Here is a 20,431-nt window from a genome sequence, read left to right as displayed (position 1 = left end):
GATGACCCGGACTAATGACCTGGACAGACGGCGTGCCCATCGGCTGGGATGGGCAGGTGGCGACCGACACCGCGAGCACCGACGAATTCGAAGCGCACCGGCCCGTACTGACCGGGGTCGCCTACCGCATGCTCGGCGGGGTCGCCGACGCCGAGGACGTCGTGCAGGAGACCTGGCTGCGCTGGAGCGCCGCCGAGCGCACGGACATCCGCGAACCGCGCGCCTATCTCGTACGGATCACCACGCGCCTCGCCATCGACCGGCTCCGGCAGGCGAAGGCGCGGCGCGAGACCTACGTCGGCCCCTGGCTGCCGGAACCGGTCGTCACCGACTTCGGACCCACCGTCTCCGACACGGCCGAGCACGCCGTGCTCGCCGACTCGGTGTCCTTCGCCGTGCTGGTCGTCCTCGAATCCCTCTCACCGCTGGAGCGCGCGGTGTTCGTGCTGCGGGAGGCCTTCGGCTTCCCGTTCGGCGAGATCGCCGCCACCCTGGAGCGCAGCGAGGCCGCCGTCCGGCAACTGGCCGGCCGGGCCCGCCGCCATGTCGAGGAACGCCGGCCGCGGTACGACGTCGACCCGGCCGAACGCCGCGCTCTCACCGAACACTTCCTCGCCGCCGCGGGCGGCGGCGATCTCGACGCGCTGCTCGCCCTGCTGGCGCCCGACGTACAACTGGTGGGCGACAGCGGCGGCAAGGCCAAGGCGCCGCTGCGGATCATCGAGGGCGCCGACAAGGTCGGCCGGTTCCTGTTCGCCGTCTCGGGGGAGGCGGTGCTGTTCGACTTCCGGATTGTGGAGTTCAACGGCGCCCCCGCGGTGCTCGTCCTCGCCGGCGGGGTACCCGATCTCGTCCTCCAACTGGAGATCAGGGACGGCAAGGTGGGGCGCGTCTACATCGTGCGGAATCCGGACAAGCTCAGCGGAGCCGTCCTGGCGCGCCCCACCGCGTAAGCCCTGCTCGCCGCTCTCCGCGATCGCCCGGTCCCTGATCCGATCCGGACGACGGGGCCTCTGTCACGCGCGTCTCACCAGCGTACGAACGTACTGTGAACACCCTGCGTCGGAGAGTGACTTCTCTCCGTGACCGACGGAGGATTGGTCTTGACCAACGGGATGGCCCGTCCTATCGTCGCTATTTAGTGTAGGAACCTTTAATAAACAAGGGCATGGAATACCCGCCGGAGAGACGGCGATTGCGGAGGATCAGGGTGGGGACCACGCAGCTGGAAGCAGTGCCGGAGCCTAAGTACTGGCACCTCAAGACCGTGCTCGGCGAAGCGCTCGACTCCGACTTCGCGGTGGGGGAGGTCCTGCCGAACGAGCGGGACCTCGCCGCCCGTTTCGGAGTCGCCCGTGCCACGCTCAGGCAAGCGCTCGAACAGCTGGAGCTGGAGGGCAGGCTCCAGCGCCGCCGCGGGGTCGGCACGACCGTCGCGCCGCCGCGCGTGGGCGTCGACGTCTCCACCACCCAGCACGAATGGCCGGGCACCGAGCAGGACGCCTGGCAGCCCGTCGACTGCGCGACGGCGCCCGCGCCCGCCGCGGTGGCCAGGCTGCTGGAGACGGCCGCCGACGAAGAGGTCCACACCGTCCGCAGGGTCCGCTTCACGCACGGCCAGTCCGTCGCGGCGGAGCTGCTCTACGTGCCCGCCTCGTCCGTGCCCGAGCTGTCGGCCATCGACATGCCCGAGGGCCCGGCGCGCGCCCGCTCCGTCCTGCGCGAGCTTCAGCGCCTCGGTCTCGACGGCCAGGACCGCGCCGTGGAACTGGGCTCCGCGCGCGCCGACGACGCCAGGGAGCTGGACCGGCTGCCCGGCGCTCCCGTCCTCGTCGTCACGACGCGCTATGTCGTGGCGGGCCGTACCGCCGCCGTGTCGGTGGCCACGTACCGCGCCGACACCTGCCGTCTCACCTTCGGGGACTCCGGCGACCTGGAGATCAGCGAGGAGCCGCAGGAGCGCCGGGCGTCCTGAGGCCCGTTGATCTCGTCCGGCACCTCGTCCGGCACCTCGTCCGGTCCGTACGGCCCGTCGCTCAGCGGCGGGCCGTCACCGTTCCCTCCACCGCGAACAGCTGCTCCTCGACATGGTCGAGCGCCAGCCGCAGCGCGCCCGTGGCCACCGCCGCCTCCCCGAGCAGCGAGAGCGCCACGCGCGGCGGGCGCAGACAGAACCGGGAGAGCTCGTCGCGCAGGGGGTCCAGTACGCCGTCGAGCCCGGCGGCCCAGCCGCCGACCACCACCACCTCCGGATCCAGCGCCAGCACCAGCGCCGCCACATCGTGCACCAGCCGCTCGGTGAACCGCTCGACCGCCTCCTGGGCCCGGACGTCCCCGCCCTTGGCATCGGCGAAGACCTTCGCCACCGCCTGCTCGTCGAGCGGGTGCAGCGGCTCGTCCGTCGTCGACAGCAGCGTCTCCGGCGTCTCGCCGCGCCCCAGCAGATGCAGCGCGCCGATCTCGCCCGCGGCCCCGCCGAAGCCGCGGTGCAGCCGCCCGCCGATCAGGGCGCCCGCCCCGGGGCTGAGCCCGGCCAGGACGAAGACGATGTCGTCGGAGTCGATGGCCGCGCCCTTCCACTGCTCGGCCACGGCCGCCGCGTTGGCGTCGTTCTCCACCAGTACCGGACAGCGGAACGAGCGCCGCAGCCGCTCGCCGAGCGGCAGTCCCGTCCACTGCGGCAGCGCGGTGCCCAGTCGTACGGTCCCGTCGGCCTCCACGATGCCGGGGCTGCCGACGCCGACCGCGCGCAGCGCGCCGCGTGACACGCCCGTGCGGCGCAGGACATCGGTGACGACCTGCCGTACGCGGTCGAGGCGCTCGTCCGCGTCGGCCGTCTCCGAGACCACGCGCGAGCCGGCGCCGATGATCCGGCCGTCCAGCCCGGAGATCAGGGCGGCCACGCGGTGCGGCCCGATCTCGATGCCCAGCAGATACCCGGCCTCGACCCGGAACCGGAACCGGCGCGCCGGGCGGCCCTGCTTGCGCGTCCCGCCCTCCGCCGGCGCGGACTCCATGACCAGGCCCGTTTCGATCAGACCCTCCACCACGCCTTCGACCGTCGGCCGGGAGAGGCCCGTGATCCGCGTCAGATCCGTCAGCGTGAGATCACCGGCGTCGCGCAGGGAGTGCAGCACCACCGCGGAGTTGATCCGCCGCAGGAGCGAAGGGTCTCCACCGGTCAGCCGCCCCACGGTGTGTCCTCCCAGCTCGTGCGCGTGTAGGCGGATGGTACTCGGTGGCCGCCGGTGCTGCGAGTGGTGCGTGCCACTGCGGGCGTCGGGAACTGAACGGGGCGGGACCGGCCGGTGGACGCACGGTCTCCTGACGGGCAGCCAATTGTCGGTGCGTGACGGTTTACTGGACGCATGACCACCGCACAGCAACTCGCCGTCATCGAGCTGCTGCGTGTCCGCGCCTTCCCCGCGGAGCGCGGCCCCACCGAGGTGGGCAGCAGCGGTCCCGGCTACCACCTCGCCGATCTGTTCCGGGGGGACGGCGCGGCGGACGCGGATCAGCACGGAGCGGAGCACACCGCGCTGACCGGCATTCTCACCGCCCGGTTCGGTGAGCCGTACTACATCAGCCTGTGGAGCGTGCGGACCCGTGTCGGTGAGGGCGAGGAGATACCGGCCCCCTGGAGCGAGTTGAGCGGCGCCTTCGCATACCTCCACCTGTGGCGGTGGGAGGGCCGCTGGCTCGCGCTCGGCGCGGCGGGGGAGGCGGAGACCGCGGGGGAGACGGGGGCGGACGGCGGGGCCGGGGAGCGGCCGCTCCGTATCGTCGTGGGCGTCACCGAGACGGATCCGCCGTAGACGATCGTGTCGGGCCGTCCATCGGGCCCGCCGAGCACGTCAGGGGGCCGGGCGGCGCAGCGCCCTGGGGAGGACGAACCACAGGCCGGTGAACAGGGTGAGGGTGGCGGCCGTGATCGCGACGGCGGCGGTCAGACCGAGGACGACATCCATGAGCAGAAGAACAACGCCGTTGAGCGCGAGGGCGAGGAAGACCAGCCCGACTTCGGCGAACCGCGCGGACACGGCGACGATCCGGATCTTGGCGCCCCGGTGGAACAGACCGCGGTGCAGTGCGACCGGAGTCGCGAGCACGGCCGAGGAGACCACCGTGAGCAGCAACGTCACCACATACGTGCCGCGTTCGAAGGTGTCGAGGCGCAGAAACTGGTTGGTGAAGGCCACGCCGAGAAGAAAGGCGAAGACGATCTGCACGCCGGTCTGCACGACCCTCAGTTCCTGGAGGAGTTCGAGCAGGTTGCGGTCGGCGCGCTCCGCGGGCGTCTCCCAGCTCAACGGAGACGGAGGGCCACCCGGCGAGATATGAGACATGGGTCTCATTGTTCTCCTGCCGTCCGGTCACCTCACGCGGCGCACCGCATCGCGTCCGAACGGGCCAAGCACTGTCCAGGGCGGCGCCGGGCGACGCGGTGGTCCGATCACCACGCCCCTTCGGCGTCCCCTACGAGGCCGCGGCGGCCCGCAGCCGCGCGAACTCCTCGGCCATCGTCTCCAGCGTCCAGTGCGCGTTCAGCCCGCTCGGATTGGGCAGTGCCCAGATCCTCGTGTCGCCTATCGTCCGCTCCTGCGGTCCTATCCGCGCCTTCTTGTCGTCGAGAGCGGTCCGGTACGCGGTGATGCCCACCACCGCCAGCCAGCCCGGCCGCAGCCGCCCCACCTTGGCCGTGAGGATCCGGCCGCCCTCGCGGAACTCCTCGGCGGTCAGTTCGTCGGCCCTCGCCGTCGCCCGTGCCGCCACGTTGGTGATGCCCAGTCCGTATGTCAGCAGCTCGTTCTGCTCGGCGGGCAGCAGCCGGCGCGGGGTGAAGCCGGACAGGTGCAGCACCGGCCAGAAGCGGTTGCCGGGGCGGGCGAAGTGGTGACCGGTGGCCGCGGACATCAGGCCCGGGTTGATGCCGCAGAACAGCACACGCAGCCCGCCCGCGACCACGTCGGGGATGACGCGGTCGCGGGCGGCTTCGAGTTCCTCGGGCCTCATCCGGAGATCACAGGCCGGGGCGTCGCGGGCAGCCGGAGAGTCACAGGCAGTCGGAGCGTCACAGGCAGTCGGTCACAGGATCGAGCCCGGCGTGTAGCCCGCGGCCTCCGGGTGGCGCTTCACGATCTCCTCGACGCGCGACACCACCGTCGCGATCTGGTCCTCCGCAGCCCCCGTGAAGGAGAGCTTGTCCGCCATCAGCGCGTCCAGCGCGGCCCGGTCGAGCGGCATGCGGTCGTCCGCGGCCAGCCGGTCGAGGAGTTCGTTGCGTTCGGCGCCCTGTTCGCGCATGGCGAGGGCCGAGGCCACGGCGTGCTCCTTGATGACCTCGTGCGCCGCCTCGCGGCCCACCCCGGCCCGTACCGCGCCCATCAGCACCTTGGTCGTGGCCAGGAACGGCAGATAGCGGTCCAGTTCGCGCGCGACGACCGCGGGGAACGCGCCGAACTCGTCGAGGACCGTCAGGAAGGTCTCCAGCAGCCCGTCGAAGGCGAAGAACGCGTCGGGCAGCGCCACCCGGCGGACCACCGAGCAGGAGACATCCCCCTCGTTCCACTGGTCGCCCGCCAGCTCGCCGGTCATCGACGCGTAGCCGCGCAGGATCACCATGAGCCCGTTGACCCGCTCGCAGGAGCGGGTGTTCATCTTGTGGGGCATCGCGGAAGAGCCGACCTGGCCGGGCTTGAAGCCCTCGGTGACCAGCTCGTGCCCGGCCATGAGCCGGATGGTCTTGGCGACCGACGACGGCGCCGCCGCCAGCTGCACCAGCGCGGTCACCACGTCGTAGTCGAGCGAGCGCGGATACACCTGGCCGACCGAGGTGAAGCCCTGGGCGAAGCCGAGGTGTCCGGCGATGCGGCGCTCCAGCTCGGCCAGTTTCGCGGTGTCGCCGCCCAGCAGGTCGAGCATGTCCTGCGCGGTGCCGACCGGGCCCTTGATCCCGCGCAGCGGGTAGCGGCCGAGGAGGTCCTCCAGACGTCCGTACGCGACGAGCAGTTCGTCCGCAGCGGTCGCGAACCGCTTGCCGAGCGTCGTGGCCTGCGCGGCGACATTGTGCGAGCGGCCGGCCATGACCAGCTCCCCGTACTCACCCGCGAGCTTGCCGAGCCGGGCCAGTACCGCGACCGTACGGTCCCGCGTCAGTTCCAGGGACAGCCGGATCTGGAGCTGTTCGACGTTCTCCGTCAGATCGCGGGACGTCATCCCCTTGTGCACCTGCTCATGGCCGGCGAGCGCGTTGAACTCCTCGATCCGCGCCTTCACATCGTGCCGGGTGACCTTCTCGCGCTCGGCGATCGACGCCAGATCGACCTGGTCGAGGACGCGCTCGTAGTCGGCGAGCGCGGACTCCGGGACCTCGATCCCGAGGTCCCGCTGGGCCCGCAGCACGGCGAGCCAGAGCTGACGCTCCAGCTTCACCTTCTGCTCGGGGGACCACAGCACCGCCAGCTCCGTCGAGGCGTAGCGGCTGGCAAGGACATTGGGGATACGAGGCTTGGCAGTCACGTGAAGGGATTCTATAGGCGGTTTGTGCAGGCCGGCGTCGCGGGCGTTTTTGTGGCTTGCTACGAGAGTTCCCGAGGGCCGGGACGGGGTACCGGGGTCCGGTGCCGGAGTCAGGCGCCGGACTCGGGCGCCGGTGCGGCGGCGGGCGCTGCTGTCTCGTACGGCAGCAGCTCCGGCCGCTTCGCGGGCCGCCCGTCCCCCGAGGAACGTCCCGTGACCCGGCGCATGATCCACGGCCCGAGATGCTGCCGGGCGAACCGGAGGTCGCTCGTCCGCCGCGTGGGCCACCCCATCGGCACGGCCGGCGGCAGCTCCGCGCGCCAGTCGTCCTCGGCGTCCAGGCCCAGCGTCTGCCAGACGGCCTCGGCGACCCGGCGGTGGCCCTCGGCGGTGAGATGCAGCCGGTCCACATCCCACATCCGCTGATCGCCGAGGGCCGGCACCCCGTACAGATCGACGACGAGCGCGCCGTGGCGCGCGGCCAGTTCGTCGACGAAGGAGAACAACTCCTCCATGCGCGGCCGGAACCGCTCCATCACCGGACCGTCGCGGCCGGGACTGCGCATCAGCACCACCTGCCCGCAGGCCGGGGTGAGCCGTTCCACCGCCTCGGCGAGCAGTCCGCGCACCCGTCCCATGTCGACCTTCGGCCGCAGGGTGTCGTTGAGCCCGCCGACCAGTGTCACCAGGTCCGGTTTCATCGCGGCGGCGACGTCCACCTGTTCCCCGACGATCTGGCCGATGAGCTTTCCGCGTACGGCGAGATTCGCGTACCGGAATCCGGGGGTACGGGCCGCGAGCCGGGCCGCGAGCAGATCCGCCCAGCCGCGGTACGAGCCGTCGGGGAGGAGGTCGGACATGCCCTCGGTGAAGGAGTCACCGATCGCGACGAAACTGGTGTAGTTGGCATTCATCTCCATGGCGGAGCGATCGTACCGCTCGGTATGGACCGCGTTTCACGGGGTCCCGCCGGGATCGCGAGGGCCGCGCCGGGCCTGAAGCCCACGAGCGGCCCCCGGGGCGCCTACGCGTGCCTGCCGACCAGCTCGCGCAGGACGTCCTCCATCGTCACCAGCCCTTCGAGCCTGCCCTCCTCGTCCTCGACCGCGGCCAGATGCGTACGGCTGCGGCGCATCGCCGTCAGTACGTCGTCCATCGGCGTCGTGGCCCGTACCCGCGCGATCGCCCGCATCCCGAGGACGGTGAACGGCTCGTCGCGCGGTACGGCGTCCAGCGCGTCCTTCACATGGAGATAGCCGAGGATCCGGCGCGCGCCGGACACCACCGGGAAGCGCGAGAATCCGGTCTCCACGGCCAGGCGCTCCAGCCCTTCCGGGGTGATCCCGAGCCGCGCGGTGACCACCCGCTCCAGGGGCATCACCACATCGCGCACCGGCCTGCGTCCCAGCTCCAGCGCGTCGTGCAGCCGCTCGGCCGCGCGGTCGTCCAGGAGTCCCGCGTGGCCCGCGTCCGTGACCAGCCGGGCCAGCTCGTCGTCGGAGAAGGTGGCGGTCACCTCGTCCCTCGTCTCCACCCGGAGCAGGCGCAGCAGGGCGTTGGCGAAGGCGTTGACCGTGAAGATCACCGGGCGCAGCGCCCGCGCCAGTACGACCAGCGGCGGGCCGAGCAGCAGCGCCGCCCGTACGGGACCGGCCAGCGCGACGTTCTTCGGCACCATCTCGCCCAGCAGCATGTGCAGATAGGTGGCCACGGCGAGCGCGATCACGAACGAGATCGGATGCACCAGACCGTGCGGCACCCCCACCGCGTCGAAGAGCGGCTCCAGCAGATGCGCGATGGCGGGCTCGGCGACGATACCGAGCACCAGCGTGCACAGCGTGATGCCCAGCTGCGCCGCCGCCAGCAGCGCCGACACATGCTCAAGGCCCCAGATGACGCTGTGCGCCCGCCGGTTGCCGGCCTCCGCCTCCGGCTCGACCTGGCTGCGGCGTACGGAGATCAGGGCGAACTCGGACGCGACGAAGAAGGCGTTGACGACCAGCGTCAGCAGACCGATGAACAACTGGAGCGCGGTGATCATCCCTCCTCCTCGCTGTCCTCACCGGCCGTGTCGGAGGGCGCGCGCAGCAGCAGCCGGGCCGCGCGCCGGCCCGTGGCGTCCACGACCTCCAGATCCCAGCCGTCCAGTTCGAGACGGTCGCCCTCGGCGGGGATACGGCCCAGCTCCGAGGCGACCAGACCGGCGAGCGTCTCGTACGGCCCCTCCGGCATCCGCAGCCCGACGGCCCGCAGCTGGTCGGCCCGCGCGGCGCCGTCCGCCGACCAGAGTCCATGGCCCTCCGCGTCCTCGCCCAGCAGCGCCAGCCCGGGGATCTCCTGCGGATCGTGTTCGTCGCGCACCTCGCCGACGACCTCCTCGACGATGTCCTCCAGCGTCACGACGCCCGCCGTCCCGCCGTACTCGTCGATGACGACGGCCATCGTGGCGCCGCCCGACAACCGGTCGAGCAACTGGTCCACCGTCAGGCTCTCCGGCACCAGCAGCGGTTCGCGCAGCAGGCCGGCCACCGGCTGCCGCGTCCGCCGCTCGGCGGGGACCGCCAGTACGTCCTTGATGTGCGCGGTGCCGACGACGGTGTCGAGACTGCCCCGGTAGACGGGAAAGCGCGACAGTCCGGTGGCGCGGCTGGCGTTGGCGACGTCCTGCGCCGTGGCGCGCACGTCGAGGGCCATCACCTGCACCCGTGGGGTCATCACGTTCTCCGCGGTCAGCCCGGACAGGCTGAGTGTCCGTACGAACAGCTCGGCGGTGTCCGCCTCCAGCGCGCCCTCCTTCGCGGAGTGCCGCGCCAGGGCGGCCAGCTCCTGCGGGCCGCGGGCGGAGGCCAGCTCCTCGGTGGGCTCAAGGCCGAGGCCGCGCACGATCCGGTTCGCGGTGTTGTTGAGATGGCCGATGAACGGACGGAAGACCGCGGTGAAGTACCGCTGCGGGGTGGCCACCACCTTGGCGACGGCCAGCGGCGACGAGATCGCCCAGTTCTTCGGGACCAGCTCTCCGACGACCATCAGGAAGAGGGTCGACAGGGCCGTGCCGATCACCAGCGCCACCGAGGAGGCGACGGAGGGGGACAGCCCCACGGCCTCGACCGGTCCGCGGATCAGCCGGGCGATGGAGCGCTCGGAGAGCATGCCCACGACCAGATTGGTCACGGTGATCCCGAGCTGCGCGCCGGAGAGCTGGAAGGTGAGGCTCCGTACAGCCTTCAGCGCCCCCGCGGCACCACGCTCCCCGCGCTCGGCGGCCCGTTCCAGGTCCCCGCGCTCGACGGTGGTGAGGGAGAACTCCGCCGCCACGAAGGCCCCGCAGGCGAGCGACAGCAGTACCGCCACGACGAGCGGAAGCACCTCGGTCATCGATTCACCTCCGTCTCATGATCGGTCAGCGGGGGGAGGGCCGCGCGATGTCGGCCGTCCGGTCGGCGCGCACGGAGCGGCGTGGCGCGCCCACGATGCCGGGCGTATCAGCCGGCCCCCAGCGGTTTCACCCAGCGGGTCCACTGCGGCTGAGGGCCGTAGCCGGACGCCCGCCAGGCGTGGTGCGCCCGTTCGTTGCCGTCCAGCACCATCGCGTCGCCACGCCGTCCGCCCAGCTGTACGAAGCGCTCCTCCGCCGCCGTCAGCAGGGCCGTGCCGATGCCCAGGCGCCGCTGGTCCGGATGGACCGCGAGCCGGTAGAGATGGCAGCGCCAGCCGTCGAAGCCCGCGATCACCGTGCCCACGATCACCGCGCCCGCCCTCGCGCCGTCGCGCTCGGCGGGGACCCGCTCGGCGGGGATCCGTTCCGAGAGGATCCGATCCGAGAGGATCCGTTCCGCGAGGATCAGGGACGCGGGGTCGCGGGCCACGAGCCGCTCGACGCCGTCGTGGTCGTCCGTGATGCTGGTGCCCTCAGCGGCGTCCTTCCAGAAGGCCAGCACCGCGTCGAGGTCGGCCGGCGTCGCGGCCCGTATCCGGAAATCGTTCATAGCGGCGATCCCATCACCGTCCGGCCGGGCGGGTCGAACGGTTTCCGTTCCGTGGTCAGCTTCCCCTCAGCTCCTCGATCACCGGTGCCAGCGTCTCCATGAACGGGTCGAGGACGGAGAAGTAGCTGAAGCCGAGCCGTTCCCGCAGCTCCCGCAGCTGGTCGGCGATCTGCCGCACGGTGCCGACCGTGATCAGCGGCAGTTCCAGCAGTTCGTCCTCGGTCAGCTCCGGCGCGATCGCCGGCAGGTCCCGGACCGCCGCCCTGCGGTCCGGAGTGACGGCGACGTACTGGAGCAGCAGATTCAGCTCGGCGGGGACCTCCCGCCCGGCCTCGAAGTCCCGGTACGCCTTGACGCGCTCGGCCAGCTCGTGGGCGGCGAGCGCCCGCATACTGCCCACCTGGGTGGCCCGGCCCCCGGTGAACGCGGCGATCTGGGCGTGCTCCGCCGCCAGCCGCAGCACCCGGTCGCCGTTCCCGCCGATCAGCAGGGGCGGCCGGGGCCGCTGTACGGGCCGGAGCGGCTCCGTCTCGTCGCCGAGCAGCCGGTCCAGCTCCGTGACCGTACGGATCAGATGACCGACCCGCTCGCCGGGCGGAAGGAACTCCAGACCGGCCCGCTCGTGCTCCTCCCGCACATAACCGGCGCCGAGCCCGACCTCAAGGCGGCCCCCGGTCAGGGCGTCCGTGGTCGCGATCTCCCGGGCGAGCAGCGCGGGGTTCCAGAAGGCGGTGTTGAGTACGAAGGTGCCGAGCCGGGGCCGCTCGGTCACCGCCGCCGCGGCCACCAGCGCCGGGAACGGAGCGACCATCCCCAGATGGTCCGGCACCTGGATCACGTCGTAGCCGAGCGCCTCCGCCCGTACGCACCGCGCGCGCCAGGCGTCACCCACGTCGGGCGTCGTCATGTTCACACCGAATCGGAAAGGGCGTGTCATGGTCATGGAGCCGACCCTAGGCGCCCCACCACCACCGGGGGTAGTACGCCGCCCCAGGGAGCGGGGGCGGGGTCGTCGCCGCCTTGCCGTAGCTAGCACGGACACGCTAGCTTTGTGGTATGGCCAAGACGCAGCTGAACGTACGGGTGGACGAGACCACCGCGGAGGCCGCGCGTCTGCGGGCCTCCGAGCGGGGGATGAGCGTGAACCGCTATATCGAGGAGCTGGTCAGGCAGGACGCGGGCGAGGCCGGGCGTACGTTCGTGGAGTCCGCCGCCGACTTCATGAAGCAGTACGAATCGGTCTTCACCGAGGAGTTCGGCGCGGAGCGCGCGGGCGCGCGTTGACCCTTCGGATCGAGCTCGCCTGGCTCCTCATGGTCGCGGAGCAGAACACGCCCGGCGATCCGCAGGTCACCGACTGGGGCGCGCTGGTCGCCGCGGTCAGCCGCCACGAGGCGGAGATATTCGGCACGCCCGTCTACGGCGACCCGCACGCGCGGGCCGCCGCTCTGCTGCAACTGCTGCTGCACGTCCCGGCCCTGGAACGTTCCAACGCGCTGTTCGCCTCCGCCGTGGCCTACGGCTATCTGGTGGCGAGCGGGCTGCGGGTCGTGACCTCGCCCGAGCGCGTCCGGGACCTGGCGAAACTGGTCAAGGACGGCACGACCGACGTCCAGGCCATCGCCGCCGAACTGCGCGGCTGGAGCCTGTGAGGCCGTCCGGGCACCCCTGAGGGGCGGGGGCGCGCGCCCCGTTCACCCCCCAGCCGCTCCCGCCGGCCCGTTCACCCCGCCGCGCCGGACACCTGAGCCGCCTCAGCCGCCTCAGCCGCCTCCGACGCCTCCCGCGCGAAGGTCTCCGCGTCCCACCGCCCGTCCAGGCGCGGCGCCAGCCAGGACACCGCGCGCTCCCGGAACTCCTCAGGAGCCAGCCCGGCCGCGCCCTCCGGGACCGCGCCCAGCAGCGGCGCACCCGCCGACTCCGGCAGATCCGCCAGATTGCAGCGCGCCGCGAGACCGGGCACGGCGGGCCAGGACCCGATCACGATCCCTTCGAGCGTCAGCGCTCTCGCGCGCAGCGCCTCCGCGGTCAGCGCGGTCATGTTCAGCGTGCCGAGCCCGGCGGGGGCCACCACCAGCACCCGCGCCCCCAGCAGCCGGGCCGCGTCCGCGAGCGTCGCGCCCGTCTCGTCGAACCGTACGAGCAGTCCGCCCGCGCCCTCGACCAGCACCAGATCGTGCTCCGTCGCCAGCTTCTCGGCCGCGACGGCGATCTCGTCCGGCCCCACCGGCGGCGCCCCGGCCCGCCGCGCCGCGGTCGCCGGGGCCAACGGCTCGGGGAATCGCGCCAGTTCGACGGCGGTGACCGGTCCCGCCAGCCGCGCGACCTCCGCCACATCGCCCGGTTCGCCGGGGCCGAGACCGGTCTGCGCGGGCTTGAGCACCGCGACCGTACGCCCACGCGCCCGCGCGACCGCGGCCACGGCCGCCGTCACGACGGTCTTGCCGATCTCCGTCCCGGTCCCCGTCACGATCACCACCGGCATGCTTCAGCCCTCTCTCGCCGCCGCGGTCACCGCGCGGCAGATCCGTTCGACGTCCCGGTCGTCCGTGACATACGGCGGCATGGTGTACACGAGATCGCGGAACGGCCGCAGCCATACGCCCTCCCGCACCGCCGCCCGAGTCGCGGCCTCCATGTCCACCGCGTGGTCCAGCTGGACGACGCCGATGGCGCCCAGCACCCGTACGTCCCGTACGCCGGGAAGGGACGCGGCCGGTGCGAGCCCCTCGCGCAGGCCCGCCTCGATCCGCTTGACCTCCCGCGCCCAGTCCTGGCCGAGCAGCAGCTCGATCGAGGCGCGGGCGACCGAGGCGGCCAGGGGATTGCCCATGAACGTCGGTCCGTGCGCCAGCACCGGGACCTCGCCGCGCGAGATGCCCTCGGCCACCCGCGAGGTGCACAGCGTCGCCGCCATCGTGAGATACCCGCCGGTCAACGCCTTGCCGACACACATCACATCCGGCGAGACGCCCCCCTGCCCGGCGGCGAAGAGCGTCCCCGTACGACCGAACCCCGTCGCGATCTCGTCCAGGATCAGCAGCACGTCGTGCTCGTCGCACGCCTCCCGCAGCACCCGCAGATACGCGGGGGAGTGGAAGCGCATCCCGCCCGCGCCCTGGACCACCGGTTCGACGATGACCGCGGCCAGTTCGTCCGCGTGGCGGGCGATGAGCGCGCGCAGGCCGTCGGCGTACGGCTCCTCGTAATCCGTGGGCGGCGCGTCCGCGAAGATCTGCCGGGGCAGCACCCCCGACCAGAGGTCATGCATCCCGCCGTCGGGGTCGCACACGGACATCGGCTGCCAGGTGTCCCCGTGGTAGCCGCCCCGCCAGGTCAGCAGCCGCCGCTTCGCCGGGCGGCCCACGGAACGCCAGTACTGGAGGCACATCTTCACCGCGACCTCGACCGACACCGAACCCGAGTCGGCGAGGAACACATGGCGCAGCGGCTCCGGAGTGATGTCGACGAGCAGCGCCGCGAGCCGCACGGCGGGCTCGTGGGTGAGCCCGCCGAACATCACATGGCTCATACGGTCCAGCTGGCCGTGCGCCGCCGCGTTGAGCACCGGGTGGTTGTAGCCATGGATCGCCGACCACCAGGACGACATGCCGTCGACCAACTCGCGCTGTCCGTGGGCCGGTTCGGCGAGCCGCAGCCGAACCCCGGACGCGGACTCCACGACCAGCGGTTCGGCACGGCCGGGCATGGGGCCGTACGGATGCCAGACATGGGCCCGGTCCAGGGCCAGCAGTTCACCGGGGGGCGTCTCAGGCATTGGGCGCCAGGTCGGTACCGGCGCCGCGACGGCGTACCGACACCAGGTCCGTACGGGGCGCCCCCGCGTCCACGACCGGTCCGGCCGGTCCAGCCGGTTCGGCCGGAGCGGCGTCAGCGGACTTCTGGGAGGCGTCCGCGCCACAGGGACCGCACCCGTCGCGACGGTGCTCGGGCAGCGTGGTCGTGTCCGCGCCCTCCACCTCGAAGCCCGCGTCCGCGATCATCTCCAGGTCCGCCCTGCCCTCCTGGCCCTCGCTGGTCAGATAGTCCCCGAGGAAGATCGAGTTGACCAGGTGGAGCGCGAGGGGCTGCATCGAGCGCAGCTGCACCTCGCGCCCGCCCGCGAGCCTGACCTCCGCATCGGGGCAGACGAACCGCGTCATGGCCAGAATGCGCAGACAGCGCTGCGGGGTGAGGTTCCACTCCTCGGCGAGCGGTGTCCCCTCGAACGGGATCAGGAAGTTGACCGGCACCGAGTCCGGGTCGAGCGCGCGCAGCGAGAAGACGACATCGACCAGATCCGCGTCACTCTCGCCCATGCCGGCGATCAGCCCCGAACACGCGGACAGCCCGGCGCCCTGCGCCCGCTGTACCGTGTCCACCCGGTCCGCGTAGGTGTGGGTGGTGGTGATGTCGCCGTATGTGCCCTCGGACGTATTGAGGTTGTGGTTGTACGCGTCGGCGCCGGCGGCCCGCAGCCGCTCCGCCTGGCCGTCCGAGAGCAGCCCGAGGCAGGCACAGATCTCGACGTCCTCGTTCTGCTCCTTGATCGCCTCGATGGTCTGCGAGACCCGGTCGACATCCCGGTCCGTCGGACCCCGGCCGCTCGCGACCAGACAGACCCGCTTCGCCCCGCCCGCCACTCCGGCGGCCGCCGCCTTCGACGCCTCGTCGGGCTTCAGCCAGGTGTACTTGAGGATCTCGGCCTTGGAGCCGAGCCGCTGCGAACAGTACGAGCAGTCCTCGGGGCACAGCCCGGACTTCAGATTGACCAGATAATTGAGCTTCACCCGCCGCCCGAACCACTGACGGCGCACCTTCCCGGCCGCGGCCACCACTTCGAGCAGTTCGTCGTCGGAGGTCGCCAGTACGGCGAGCGCTTCTTCGCGGGTCGGCAGCTCGCGCCGCAGGCCCTTCTCCACCAGCGTGTTCAGCAGGTCCATGGTGCTGATCCTTGCCCACCGAGGACGTCTGGGAAAAGGAGGAATCCCACAACACCATCGGATCGACGTGTGTGTATGACCACACCCGGACCCCGTGGCGGCCCGGCTAAGGTCTGTGCGTCGCCTACAAAAGGACCGGACCATGGAGCGCGACCCCTTCGACTGGACCGATGACGAGGCGCGCCGCCGCGAACGGTCGGGTCTGGTCCGTACGCTCCGGCCGCGCCCCGCCGAATCCGGGCTGCTGGACCTGGCGAGCAACGACTATCTGGGGCTCACCCGCCACCCCGCGGTGACCGGCGCGGCGGCGGAGGCCGCGCGTCGCTGGGGCGCGGGCGCCACCGGCTCCCGGCTGGTCACGGGCAGCACCGAGTTGCACGCCGAACTGGAAGGTGAACTGGCCGCGTTCTGCGGCTTCGAGGCCGCGCTCGTCCTCTCCTCGGGATACGCGGCCAATCTGGCCGCCCTCACCGCGCTCACGGCCCGCGACTCGCTGCTGCTGTCCGACGCGGGCAATCACGCCTCGATCGTGGACGGCTGCCGGCTCTCGCGCGCCGAGACCGTTGTCGTACCGCACGCAGAACCCGAGGCCGTACGCAAGACACTCGACGCGCACGCGGGGCGGCGGGCGCTCATGGTGAGCGACGCGGTGTTCTCCGTGGACGGCGACGCGGCGCCGCTCGGCGAACTGGCCGAGGTCTGCCGTACCCGTGGCGCGGCTCTGCTCGTCGATGACGCGCACGGACTGGGGGTGCTCGGCGCGGGGGGCCGGGGCACGCCGTACGCGGCGGGCATCGCCGGCGACAACGGTGTGGTGGCCACCGTCACGCTCTCCAAGTCCCTGGGCAGCCAGGGCGGCGCGGTACTCGGCCCGGCGCGGGTCGTCGCTCATCTCGTCAACGCCGCCCGTACGTTCATCTTCGACACCGGACTGGCCCCGGCGGCCGTGGGAGGCGCGCTGGAGAGTCTGCGGCTGCTGCGCCGGGAGCCCGAGCGGGCGGACCGGGCGCGTGAGGTGGCCCGTACCCTGCACCGGCGGCTGACGGCGGCGGGCCTGACGGCCGTACGACCGGACGCGGCCGTGGTCTCCGTACGGGCGCCGTCCCCCGAGGCGGCGGTGCGCTGGGCCGCGGAGTGCCGTGCGGCGGGGCTGGCCGTGGGGTGTTTCCGTCCGCCCTCGGTGCCGGACGGCATCTCCAGGATCCGGCTCACCGCGCGTGCCGATCTGACGGATCAGCAGATCGGCACGGCGGTGGACACGATCGTCGCGCTCGCGCCGGGGGACGCGAGCTGAGCCGGCCGGGCCCCGGCGGTCAGTGCGCGGGCGCCCCGTCGCGCAGCGCGGAGACGAAGGAGGTCCACGCGTCCGCCGAGAAGGAGAGATGGGGTCGGGTCACTTCCTTGGAGTCACGTACGGCCAGTCCGCCCACGGCGTTGGGGGCGCACTCCACGCAGTTGTTCGCGCCGGTGCTGTAGCTGCTGCGATGCCATGCGGATGGACATGTCAGGTGGGGGGTCATGATGCTCCCTAGCCGCCGTCACCGATCCCGGCGATGAGATCCAATGAATCCTCTGTCGAGAGGGCATGCGCCTGCATGGTGCCGAACGCCGCGCAGTACGCCTCAAGGTCTTCTTTCCGCTCCAGATAGAGGCTATTCGTCAAATGGTCGAGAACGACCAAATCCAGATCAGTGATGTGCGGAAATGAGAAGATAACGAAAGGGCCGGTAAGTCCTACATAGCCGCCGGCCGTGAACGGCAGCACCTGAAGACAGACATGCGGAAGACGGGCCAGCTCCGAGAGCCGCAGCAGCTGCTCCCGCATCACACCGGGCCCGCCCACCTGACGGCGCAGAACGGCCTCGTCCAGTACGGCGTGCAGCTCCAGGGGTATGCCGGTGCGCAGCACCTCCTGGCGGGCGAGCCGCACTTCGACCAGGGAGTCGACCGTCGTGGCGGGCAGTCCGCCGAGCGCCGCGCGGGTCACGGCACGGGCGTACGCGGGGGTCTGGAGCAGCCCGGGGACCACGGAAGTCTCCAGCGTGCGCGCGGTACGGGCCTGGGACTCCAGGCTGATGAAGTCCCGGTACTGTGGCGGGATCACGCCGCCGTACGCCATCCACCACCCCTGGCCGCTGCTGGTGGTCCCCGCCAAGGCGCCCAGCAGCAGCCGTTGTTGTGCGTCGGTGACACCGAACGCGTCGAGCAGTCCGGCCAGATCCTCGTCCTTCACCCCGCTCACTCCCGTCTCCAGCCGGCTGACCTTCGACTGATGCCAGCCGAGCAGCCGCGCGGTCTGGCCGCTTGTCAGTCCCGCGCTCTGCCGCAGCTTGCGCAATTCCTCGCCGAGCCTGCGCCGGCGCACCGCTGGAATATGCCGCATGAATGATTGCCTCCCCGCCCTGTGTTCGTCGCGCCCTCGGGCGCCGCGGCGGAGAAGATATCTTTTCGGCGCCCAAATACGGTCTCGCGTTGCAGAGTTCACCGCTTTGAGCGACAGATATATGCAGATCTCGGTGGATCGGCCCTGGGAACGGCACGATCAGTGGGAGGCTGGCGCGAAGCACGGTCCGAGGCCGTCCGCGCAGTCATTCGCTCTGTGCCGGAGCCAGGCCCGGCGGGAAAGGGACGGCGTCGCCATGGCAGACCACCAGGAAGCATCCATCACCCTGCCGAGCGATCCCGCCTCGGTCACCGCGGCGCGAAGATACGTCGTGGACCTGCTGGCCGAGTGGGGGCTGCCGGCGCGGGAGGACATGGCCGAGACGGTCCGGCTGATCGTCTCGGAACTGGCCACCAACGCGGTGCAGCACACCTTCGGCCAGTCACCCACGTTCACCGTGGAGGTCCGGCTCGAACGTGACGAGCAGCTGCGCGTCGGGGTCACCGACAGCCATCCGCGCTGGCCGCAACGGCTGCCCGCGGCCGTTCAGCAGGACAACGGCCGCGGCATGGTGATCGTCCGCTCGCTCACGGTCGAGCAGGGGGGACAGCTCTCCGTCACCCCGACCGCCGAGGGCGGCAAGACGGTCTGGATCGTCCTGCCGTGGACGGTCCCGGTGGCGGCTGACGTGAGCTGAGACCGGCCGGCCGGGGACCGGATCCCGGGCCGTCCCCGCCCGGGGCGGGGACGGCCCCCTCCGGCATGTCGCCGGCGTCGCCGCGTCAGGGGGCTGTGGTGGCGCGAGGGCCGGTGCCGCGGCCGGGGTCAGTTCACCCGGCCGTACAGGACGCTCCGCGACCAGATCCGCTCCAGCCGCACCAGCGCCCCGGTCTTGGGCGAGTGCCAGATCCTCCCCCGGCCGGCATAGATCCCGACGTGGTAGACGCTGTTGCCCCAGTGGAAGAACACCAGGTCGCCCTTGCGCCGTTCGGAGGGGGAGATATGGCGGGACGAGTTGTACTGCTGCTGGGCCGTACGGGGGAGCTGCTTGCCGGCCTTCTTGAACGAGTAGAGCGTCAGCCCGGAGCAGTCGAAGCGATGGGGCCCCGTGGCACCCCACCGGTACGGAGAGCCCTTCTTCGAGGCGGCGATCTTGAGGGCGTTGACCGCGCGCGTGGCGGCCTCGGCCTCGGACGTGGCGCCGGGCACGAGCATCGTGCCGCCGAGCGCGGCGAGTGTGAGGACCGAAACCGCACCGGTCCTGGAGAGCAGAGACGGGACATTCGTCTGCGCGGTCATGCGCAACCCTTCGTCAGCCGCCTGTGAAGGATGACCTGTCGGGTTCGGGCTGGCGAAGTTGCCCGGCCGCTCTCACGACTTCACCCCGAGGGACGACCACACCGGGCGTCGTCCCGTTCTGCCTGGGTCCTCCACTCCTGCCGATCCACTCCTGTCGACCAGGCATCCGGTTGCGGCGGCAGGACTCGGCGTCCGCCCGGACCGCCCCGCCGCGGTGGCGGGGGCTTGTCGTCCCACGGATCTTGACGCAGGAACAGGTGGATATCCGAGACGAAACGACGATATGTGAAGTTCATCACGGATGACCCAAAAGGGTGGCGAAGGGGTGTGTCACGCCGACGGCATGAGCCCCGATGAGGGCCGTACCTGCAAGGGAGTTCGCGGCGCCTGGCTCATCCGGTCGCTTCGCGCAACTTGGGACCCCGCACGCGTCCGGACAGTTCATACGCCGAACGTGCGAGTCGTTCCCGTATGGACGCCGCCCATCTGGGAACGACTCGCCGTGCCGGCACCGGCGTTCACCGCCCGCCGAAGGGATCGCGCGGCGTGTCGAGGGACGTCCTGCGGTTCCTGACGACGTGATCGAGCAGTCCGTACGCCTGGGCGGCCGGCGCGTCGAAGAACGTGTCGCGCTCGATGTCCTCGGTGATCCGCTCGGTGCTCTGCCCGGTGTGACGCACCAGCATGGACGTGAGCAGCGACCGCAGTCGGAGCATCTCCCGCGCGTGGATCTCCAGGTCGGACGGCCGGCCCTGGACCGGCTCCTCGATGCCGGGCTGCCGGAGGACGAGCCGCGCGCCGGGCAGCGCCAGCCGCTTGCCCGGCGCGCCCGCGGCCAGCAGTACGGCAGCGGTCGAGACCGCCTGTCCGAGGCAGACGGTCTCCACGTCGCAGGTGACGATCCGCATCGTGTCGTAGATCGCGGACATGGCGCTGATCGACCCGCCGGGCGAGTTGATGTAGAGCGAGATGTCCCGTTCGGGCGCGGCGTATTCGAGGTGGATGAGCTGCGCGATCACATCGTTGGCCGCGGTGTCGTCGACCGGCGTGCCGAGGAGGATGATCCGCTCTTCGAGGAGCTTGGAGTAAGGGTCGAGGGTGCGGGTCCCGTTGGATGTCCGCTCGGTGAACTCGGGCAGGACGTGGCGGGCTGACGGACGGTTCATGGCGTGCCTCTCCTCGTACGCGCGTCTCGCGGTTCTCGCGGGCTCCGTAGAAAATGTACAGGACGTACAGAACGTGAGGTGCGGGATCTGCCGGGAGATCCGGAGCAAGAGGCTTTCGCCGTGGGCGCGTTCGGT

General features: G+C 71.5%; 23 protein-coding genes and 1 riboswitch. Of the genes, 7 read left to right on the top strand and 16 right to left on the bottom strand.

Features of this window, described 5'->3' with window-relative positions:
* Positions 1-56: 56 nt before the first annotated feature.
* Both sigJ and ACZ7LS_RS28975 read left to right on the top strand, forming a co-directional pair.
* Positions 57-953, top strand: a complete 897-nt coding sequence (gene sigJ / locus ACZ7LS_RS28980) for an RNA polymerase sigma factor SigJ (protein WP_385134067.1) — start codon at positions 57-59, stop codon at positions 951-953.
* A gap of 257 nt (positions 954-1,210) precedes the next feature.
* On the top strand, positions 1,211-1,975 hold the full coding sequence (locus tag ACZ7LS_RS28975; protein ID WP_385134021.1) for a GntR family transcriptional regulator: 765 nt from the start codon (positions 1,211-1,213) through the stop codon (positions 1,973-1,975).
* Between the two features lie 61 nt (positions 1,976-2,036).
* Here ACZ7LS_RS28975 and ACZ7LS_RS28970 read toward each other — a convergent pair whose 3' ends face one another.
* The gene (locus ACZ7LS_RS28970; protein ID WP_382526173.1) at positions 2,037-3,194 is read right to left on the bottom strand and encodes an ROK family transcriptional regulator; all 1,158 of its coding nucleotides are present in this window, start codon (positions 3,192-3,194) and stop codon (positions 2,037-2,039) included.
* 174 nt (positions 3,195-3,368) lie between these two features.
* Between ACZ7LS_RS28970 and ACZ7LS_RS28965 the strand changes: the two genes are divergently transcribed.
* Positions 3,369-3,815, top strand: a complete 447-nt coding sequence (locus ACZ7LS_RS28965; protein ID WP_385134018.1) for a hypothetical protein — start codon at positions 3,369-3,371, stop codon at positions 3,813-3,815.
* Between the two features lie 39 nt (positions 3,816-3,854).
* Here ACZ7LS_RS28965 and ACZ7LS_RS28960 read toward each other — a convergent pair whose 3' ends face one another.
* The 8 genes from ACZ7LS_RS28960 to ACZ7LS_RS28925 form a co-directional block, all read right to left on the bottom strand.
* Positions 3,855-4,346: a DUF6328 family protein gene (locus tag ACZ7LS_RS28960; protein WP_382526167.1), complete on the bottom strand. Its 492-nt coding sequence runs from the start codon at positions 4,344-4,346 to the stop codon at positions 3,855-3,857.
* Positions 4,347-4,476: 130 nt separating this feature from the next.
* On the bottom strand, positions 4,477-5,013 hold the full coding sequence (gene mug / locus ACZ7LS_RS28955; RefSeq protein ID WP_385134015.1) for a G/U mismatch-specific DNA glycosylase: 537 nt from the start codon (positions 5,011-5,013) through the stop codon (positions 4,477-4,479).
* Positions 5,014-5,085: 72 nt separating this feature from the next.
* Positions 5,086-6,519, bottom strand: a complete 1,434-nt coding sequence (purB, locus tag ACZ7LS_RS28950) for an adenylosuccinate lyase (protein WP_385134012.1) — start codon at positions 6,517-6,519, stop codon at positions 5,086-5,088.
* A 110-nt stretch (positions 6,520-6,629) separates the two neighbouring features.
* On the bottom strand, positions 6,630-7,439 hold the full coding sequence (locus ACZ7LS_RS28945) for an SGNH/GDSL hydrolase family protein (RefSeq protein ID WP_385134009.1): 810 nt from the start codon (positions 7,437-7,439) through the stop codon (positions 6,630-6,632).
* 104 nt (positions 7,440-7,543) lie between these two features.
* Positions 7,544-8,557: a hemolysin family protein gene (locus ACZ7LS_RS28940; RefSeq protein WP_382526229.1), complete on the bottom strand. Its 1,014-nt coding sequence runs from the start codon at positions 8,555-8,557 to the stop codon at positions 7,544-7,546.
* The gene (locus tag ACZ7LS_RS28935) at positions 8,557-9,894 is read right to left on the bottom strand and encodes a hemolysin family protein (protein ID WP_385134006.1); all 1,338 of its coding nucleotides are present in this window, start codon (positions 9,892-9,894) and stop codon (positions 8,557-8,559) included. The genes ACZ7LS_RS28940 and ACZ7LS_RS28935 overlap by 1 nt, the downstream gene beginning before the upstream one ends.
* Positions 9,895-10,001: 107 nt before the next feature.
* Positions 10,002-10,505: a GNAT family N-acetyltransferase gene (locus ACZ7LS_RS28930; protein ID WP_385134004.1), complete on the bottom strand. Its 504-nt coding sequence runs from the start codon at positions 10,503-10,505 to the stop codon at positions 10,002-10,004.
* 55 nt (positions 10,506-10,560) lie between these two features.
* Positions 10,561-11,442, bottom strand: coding sequence for a TIGR03621 family F420-dependent LLM class oxidoreductase (locus ACZ7LS_RS28925; RefSeq protein WP_382672337.1), 882 nt, complete (start codon positions 11,440-11,442; stop codon positions 10,561-10,563).
* Between the two features lie 119 nt (positions 11,443-11,561).
* Between ACZ7LS_RS28925 and ACZ7LS_RS28920 the strand changes: the two genes are divergently transcribed.
* Both ACZ7LS_RS28920 and ACZ7LS_RS28915 read left to right on the top strand, forming a co-directional pair.
* Positions 11,562-11,789, top strand: coding sequence for an antitoxin (locus tag ACZ7LS_RS28920; protein ID WP_382526156.1), 228 nt, complete (start codon positions 11,562-11,564; stop codon positions 11,787-11,789).
* Complete coding sequence (locus ACZ7LS_RS28915; RefSeq protein WP_382526154.1) at positions 11,786-12,157, top strand: fic family toxin-antitoxin system, toxin component; 372 nt, start codon at positions 11,786-11,788, stop codon at positions 12,155-12,157. Before ACZ7LS_RS28920 ends, ACZ7LS_RS28915 begins: the two co-directional genes overlap by 4 nt.
* A 71-nt stretch (positions 12,158-12,228) precedes the next feature.
* Here ACZ7LS_RS28915 and bioD read toward each other — a convergent pair whose 3' ends face one another.
* Genes bioD through bioB form a run of 3 tightly spaced genes read right to left on the bottom strand, consistent with a single transcriptional unit; the run spans position 12,229 to position 15,448 of the window.
* Positions 12,229-12,990 (bottom strand): dethiobiotin synthase, encoded by a 762-nt coding sequence (gene bioD, locus ACZ7LS_RS28910; protein ID WP_385134000.1) that lies wholly within the window; start codon positions 12,988-12,990, stop codon positions 12,229-12,231.
* Positions 12,991-12,993: 3 nt separating this feature from the next.
* Entirely contained in the window at positions 12,994-14,283 is a 1,290-nt protein-coding gene (locus tag ACZ7LS_RS28905) for an adenosylmethionine--8-amino-7-oxononanoate transaminase (RefSeq protein WP_385133998.1), read from the bottom strand.
* Positions 14,276-15,448 (bottom strand): biotin synthase BioB, encoded by a 1,173-nt coding sequence (gene bioB, locus ACZ7LS_RS28900; protein WP_385133995.1) that lies wholly within the window; start codon positions 15,446-15,448, stop codon positions 14,276-14,278. The genes ACZ7LS_RS28905 and bioB overlap by 8 nt, the downstream gene beginning before the upstream one ends.
* A 142-nt stretch (positions 15,449-15,590) precedes the next feature.
* Between bioB and ACZ7LS_RS28895 the strand changes: the two genes are divergently transcribed.
* Positions 15,591-16,742 carry an 8-amino-7-oxononanoate synthase gene (locus ACZ7LS_RS28895; protein ID WP_385133992.1) on the top strand — a complete coding sequence of 384 codons (1,152 nt, stop codon included), beginning with the start codon at positions 15,591-15,593 and terminating at the stop codon, positions 16,740-16,742.
* Between the two features lie 19 nt (positions 16,743-16,761).
* Here ACZ7LS_RS28895 and ACZ7LS_RS28890 read toward each other — a convergent pair whose 3' ends face one another.
* Both ACZ7LS_RS28890 and ACZ7LS_RS28885 read right to left on the bottom strand, forming a co-directional pair.
* Entirely contained in the window at positions 16,762-16,968 is a 207-nt protein-coding gene (locus tag ACZ7LS_RS28890) for a DUF397 domain-containing protein (protein WP_382672324.1), read from the bottom strand.
* A gap of 8 nt (positions 16,969-16,976) precedes the next feature.
* Positions 16,977-17,831 (bottom strand): helix-turn-helix domain-containing protein, encoded by an 855-nt coding sequence (locus ACZ7LS_RS28885; RefSeq protein ID WP_382526142.1) that lies wholly within the window; start codon positions 17,829-17,831, stop codon positions 16,977-16,979.
* A gap of 256 nt (positions 17,832-18,087) precedes the next feature.
* On the opposite strand from ACZ7LS_RS28885, the gene ACZ7LS_RS28880 reads away from it, so the two are divergent.
* Positions 18,088-18,528 (top strand): ATP-binding protein, encoded by a 441-nt coding sequence (locus tag ACZ7LS_RS28880; protein ID WP_382526141.1) that lies wholly within the window; start codon positions 18,088-18,090, stop codon positions 18,526-18,528.
* 128 nt (positions 18,529-18,656) lie between these two features.
* Here ACZ7LS_RS28880 and ACZ7LS_RS28875 read toward each other — a convergent pair whose 3' ends face one another.
* Positions 18,657-19,130: a C40 family peptidase gene (locus tag ACZ7LS_RS28875; protein ID WP_382526139.1), complete on the bottom strand. Its 474-nt coding sequence runs from the start codon at positions 19,128-19,130 to the stop codon at positions 18,657-18,659.
* A 3-nt stretch (positions 19,131-19,133) separates the two neighbouring features.
* Positions 19,134-19,305: riboswitch (cyclic di-AMP (ydaO/yuaA leader) on the bottom strand.
* Positions 19,306-19,648: 343 nt separating this feature from the next.
* Positions 19,649-20,296 (bottom strand): ATP-dependent Clp protease proteolytic subunit, encoded by a 648-nt coding sequence (locus ACZ7LS_RS28870; RefSeq protein ID WP_382526137.1) that lies wholly within the window; start codon positions 20,294-20,296, stop codon positions 19,649-19,651.
* Between the last annotated feature and the right edge of the window lie 135 nt (positions 20,297-20,431).

The organism is Streptomyces sp. NPDC039430, assembly GCF_055639435.1.
Note: the sequence above shows the minus strand (reverse complement) of the source record. Positions and strands in the feature narration are given on the sequence as shown.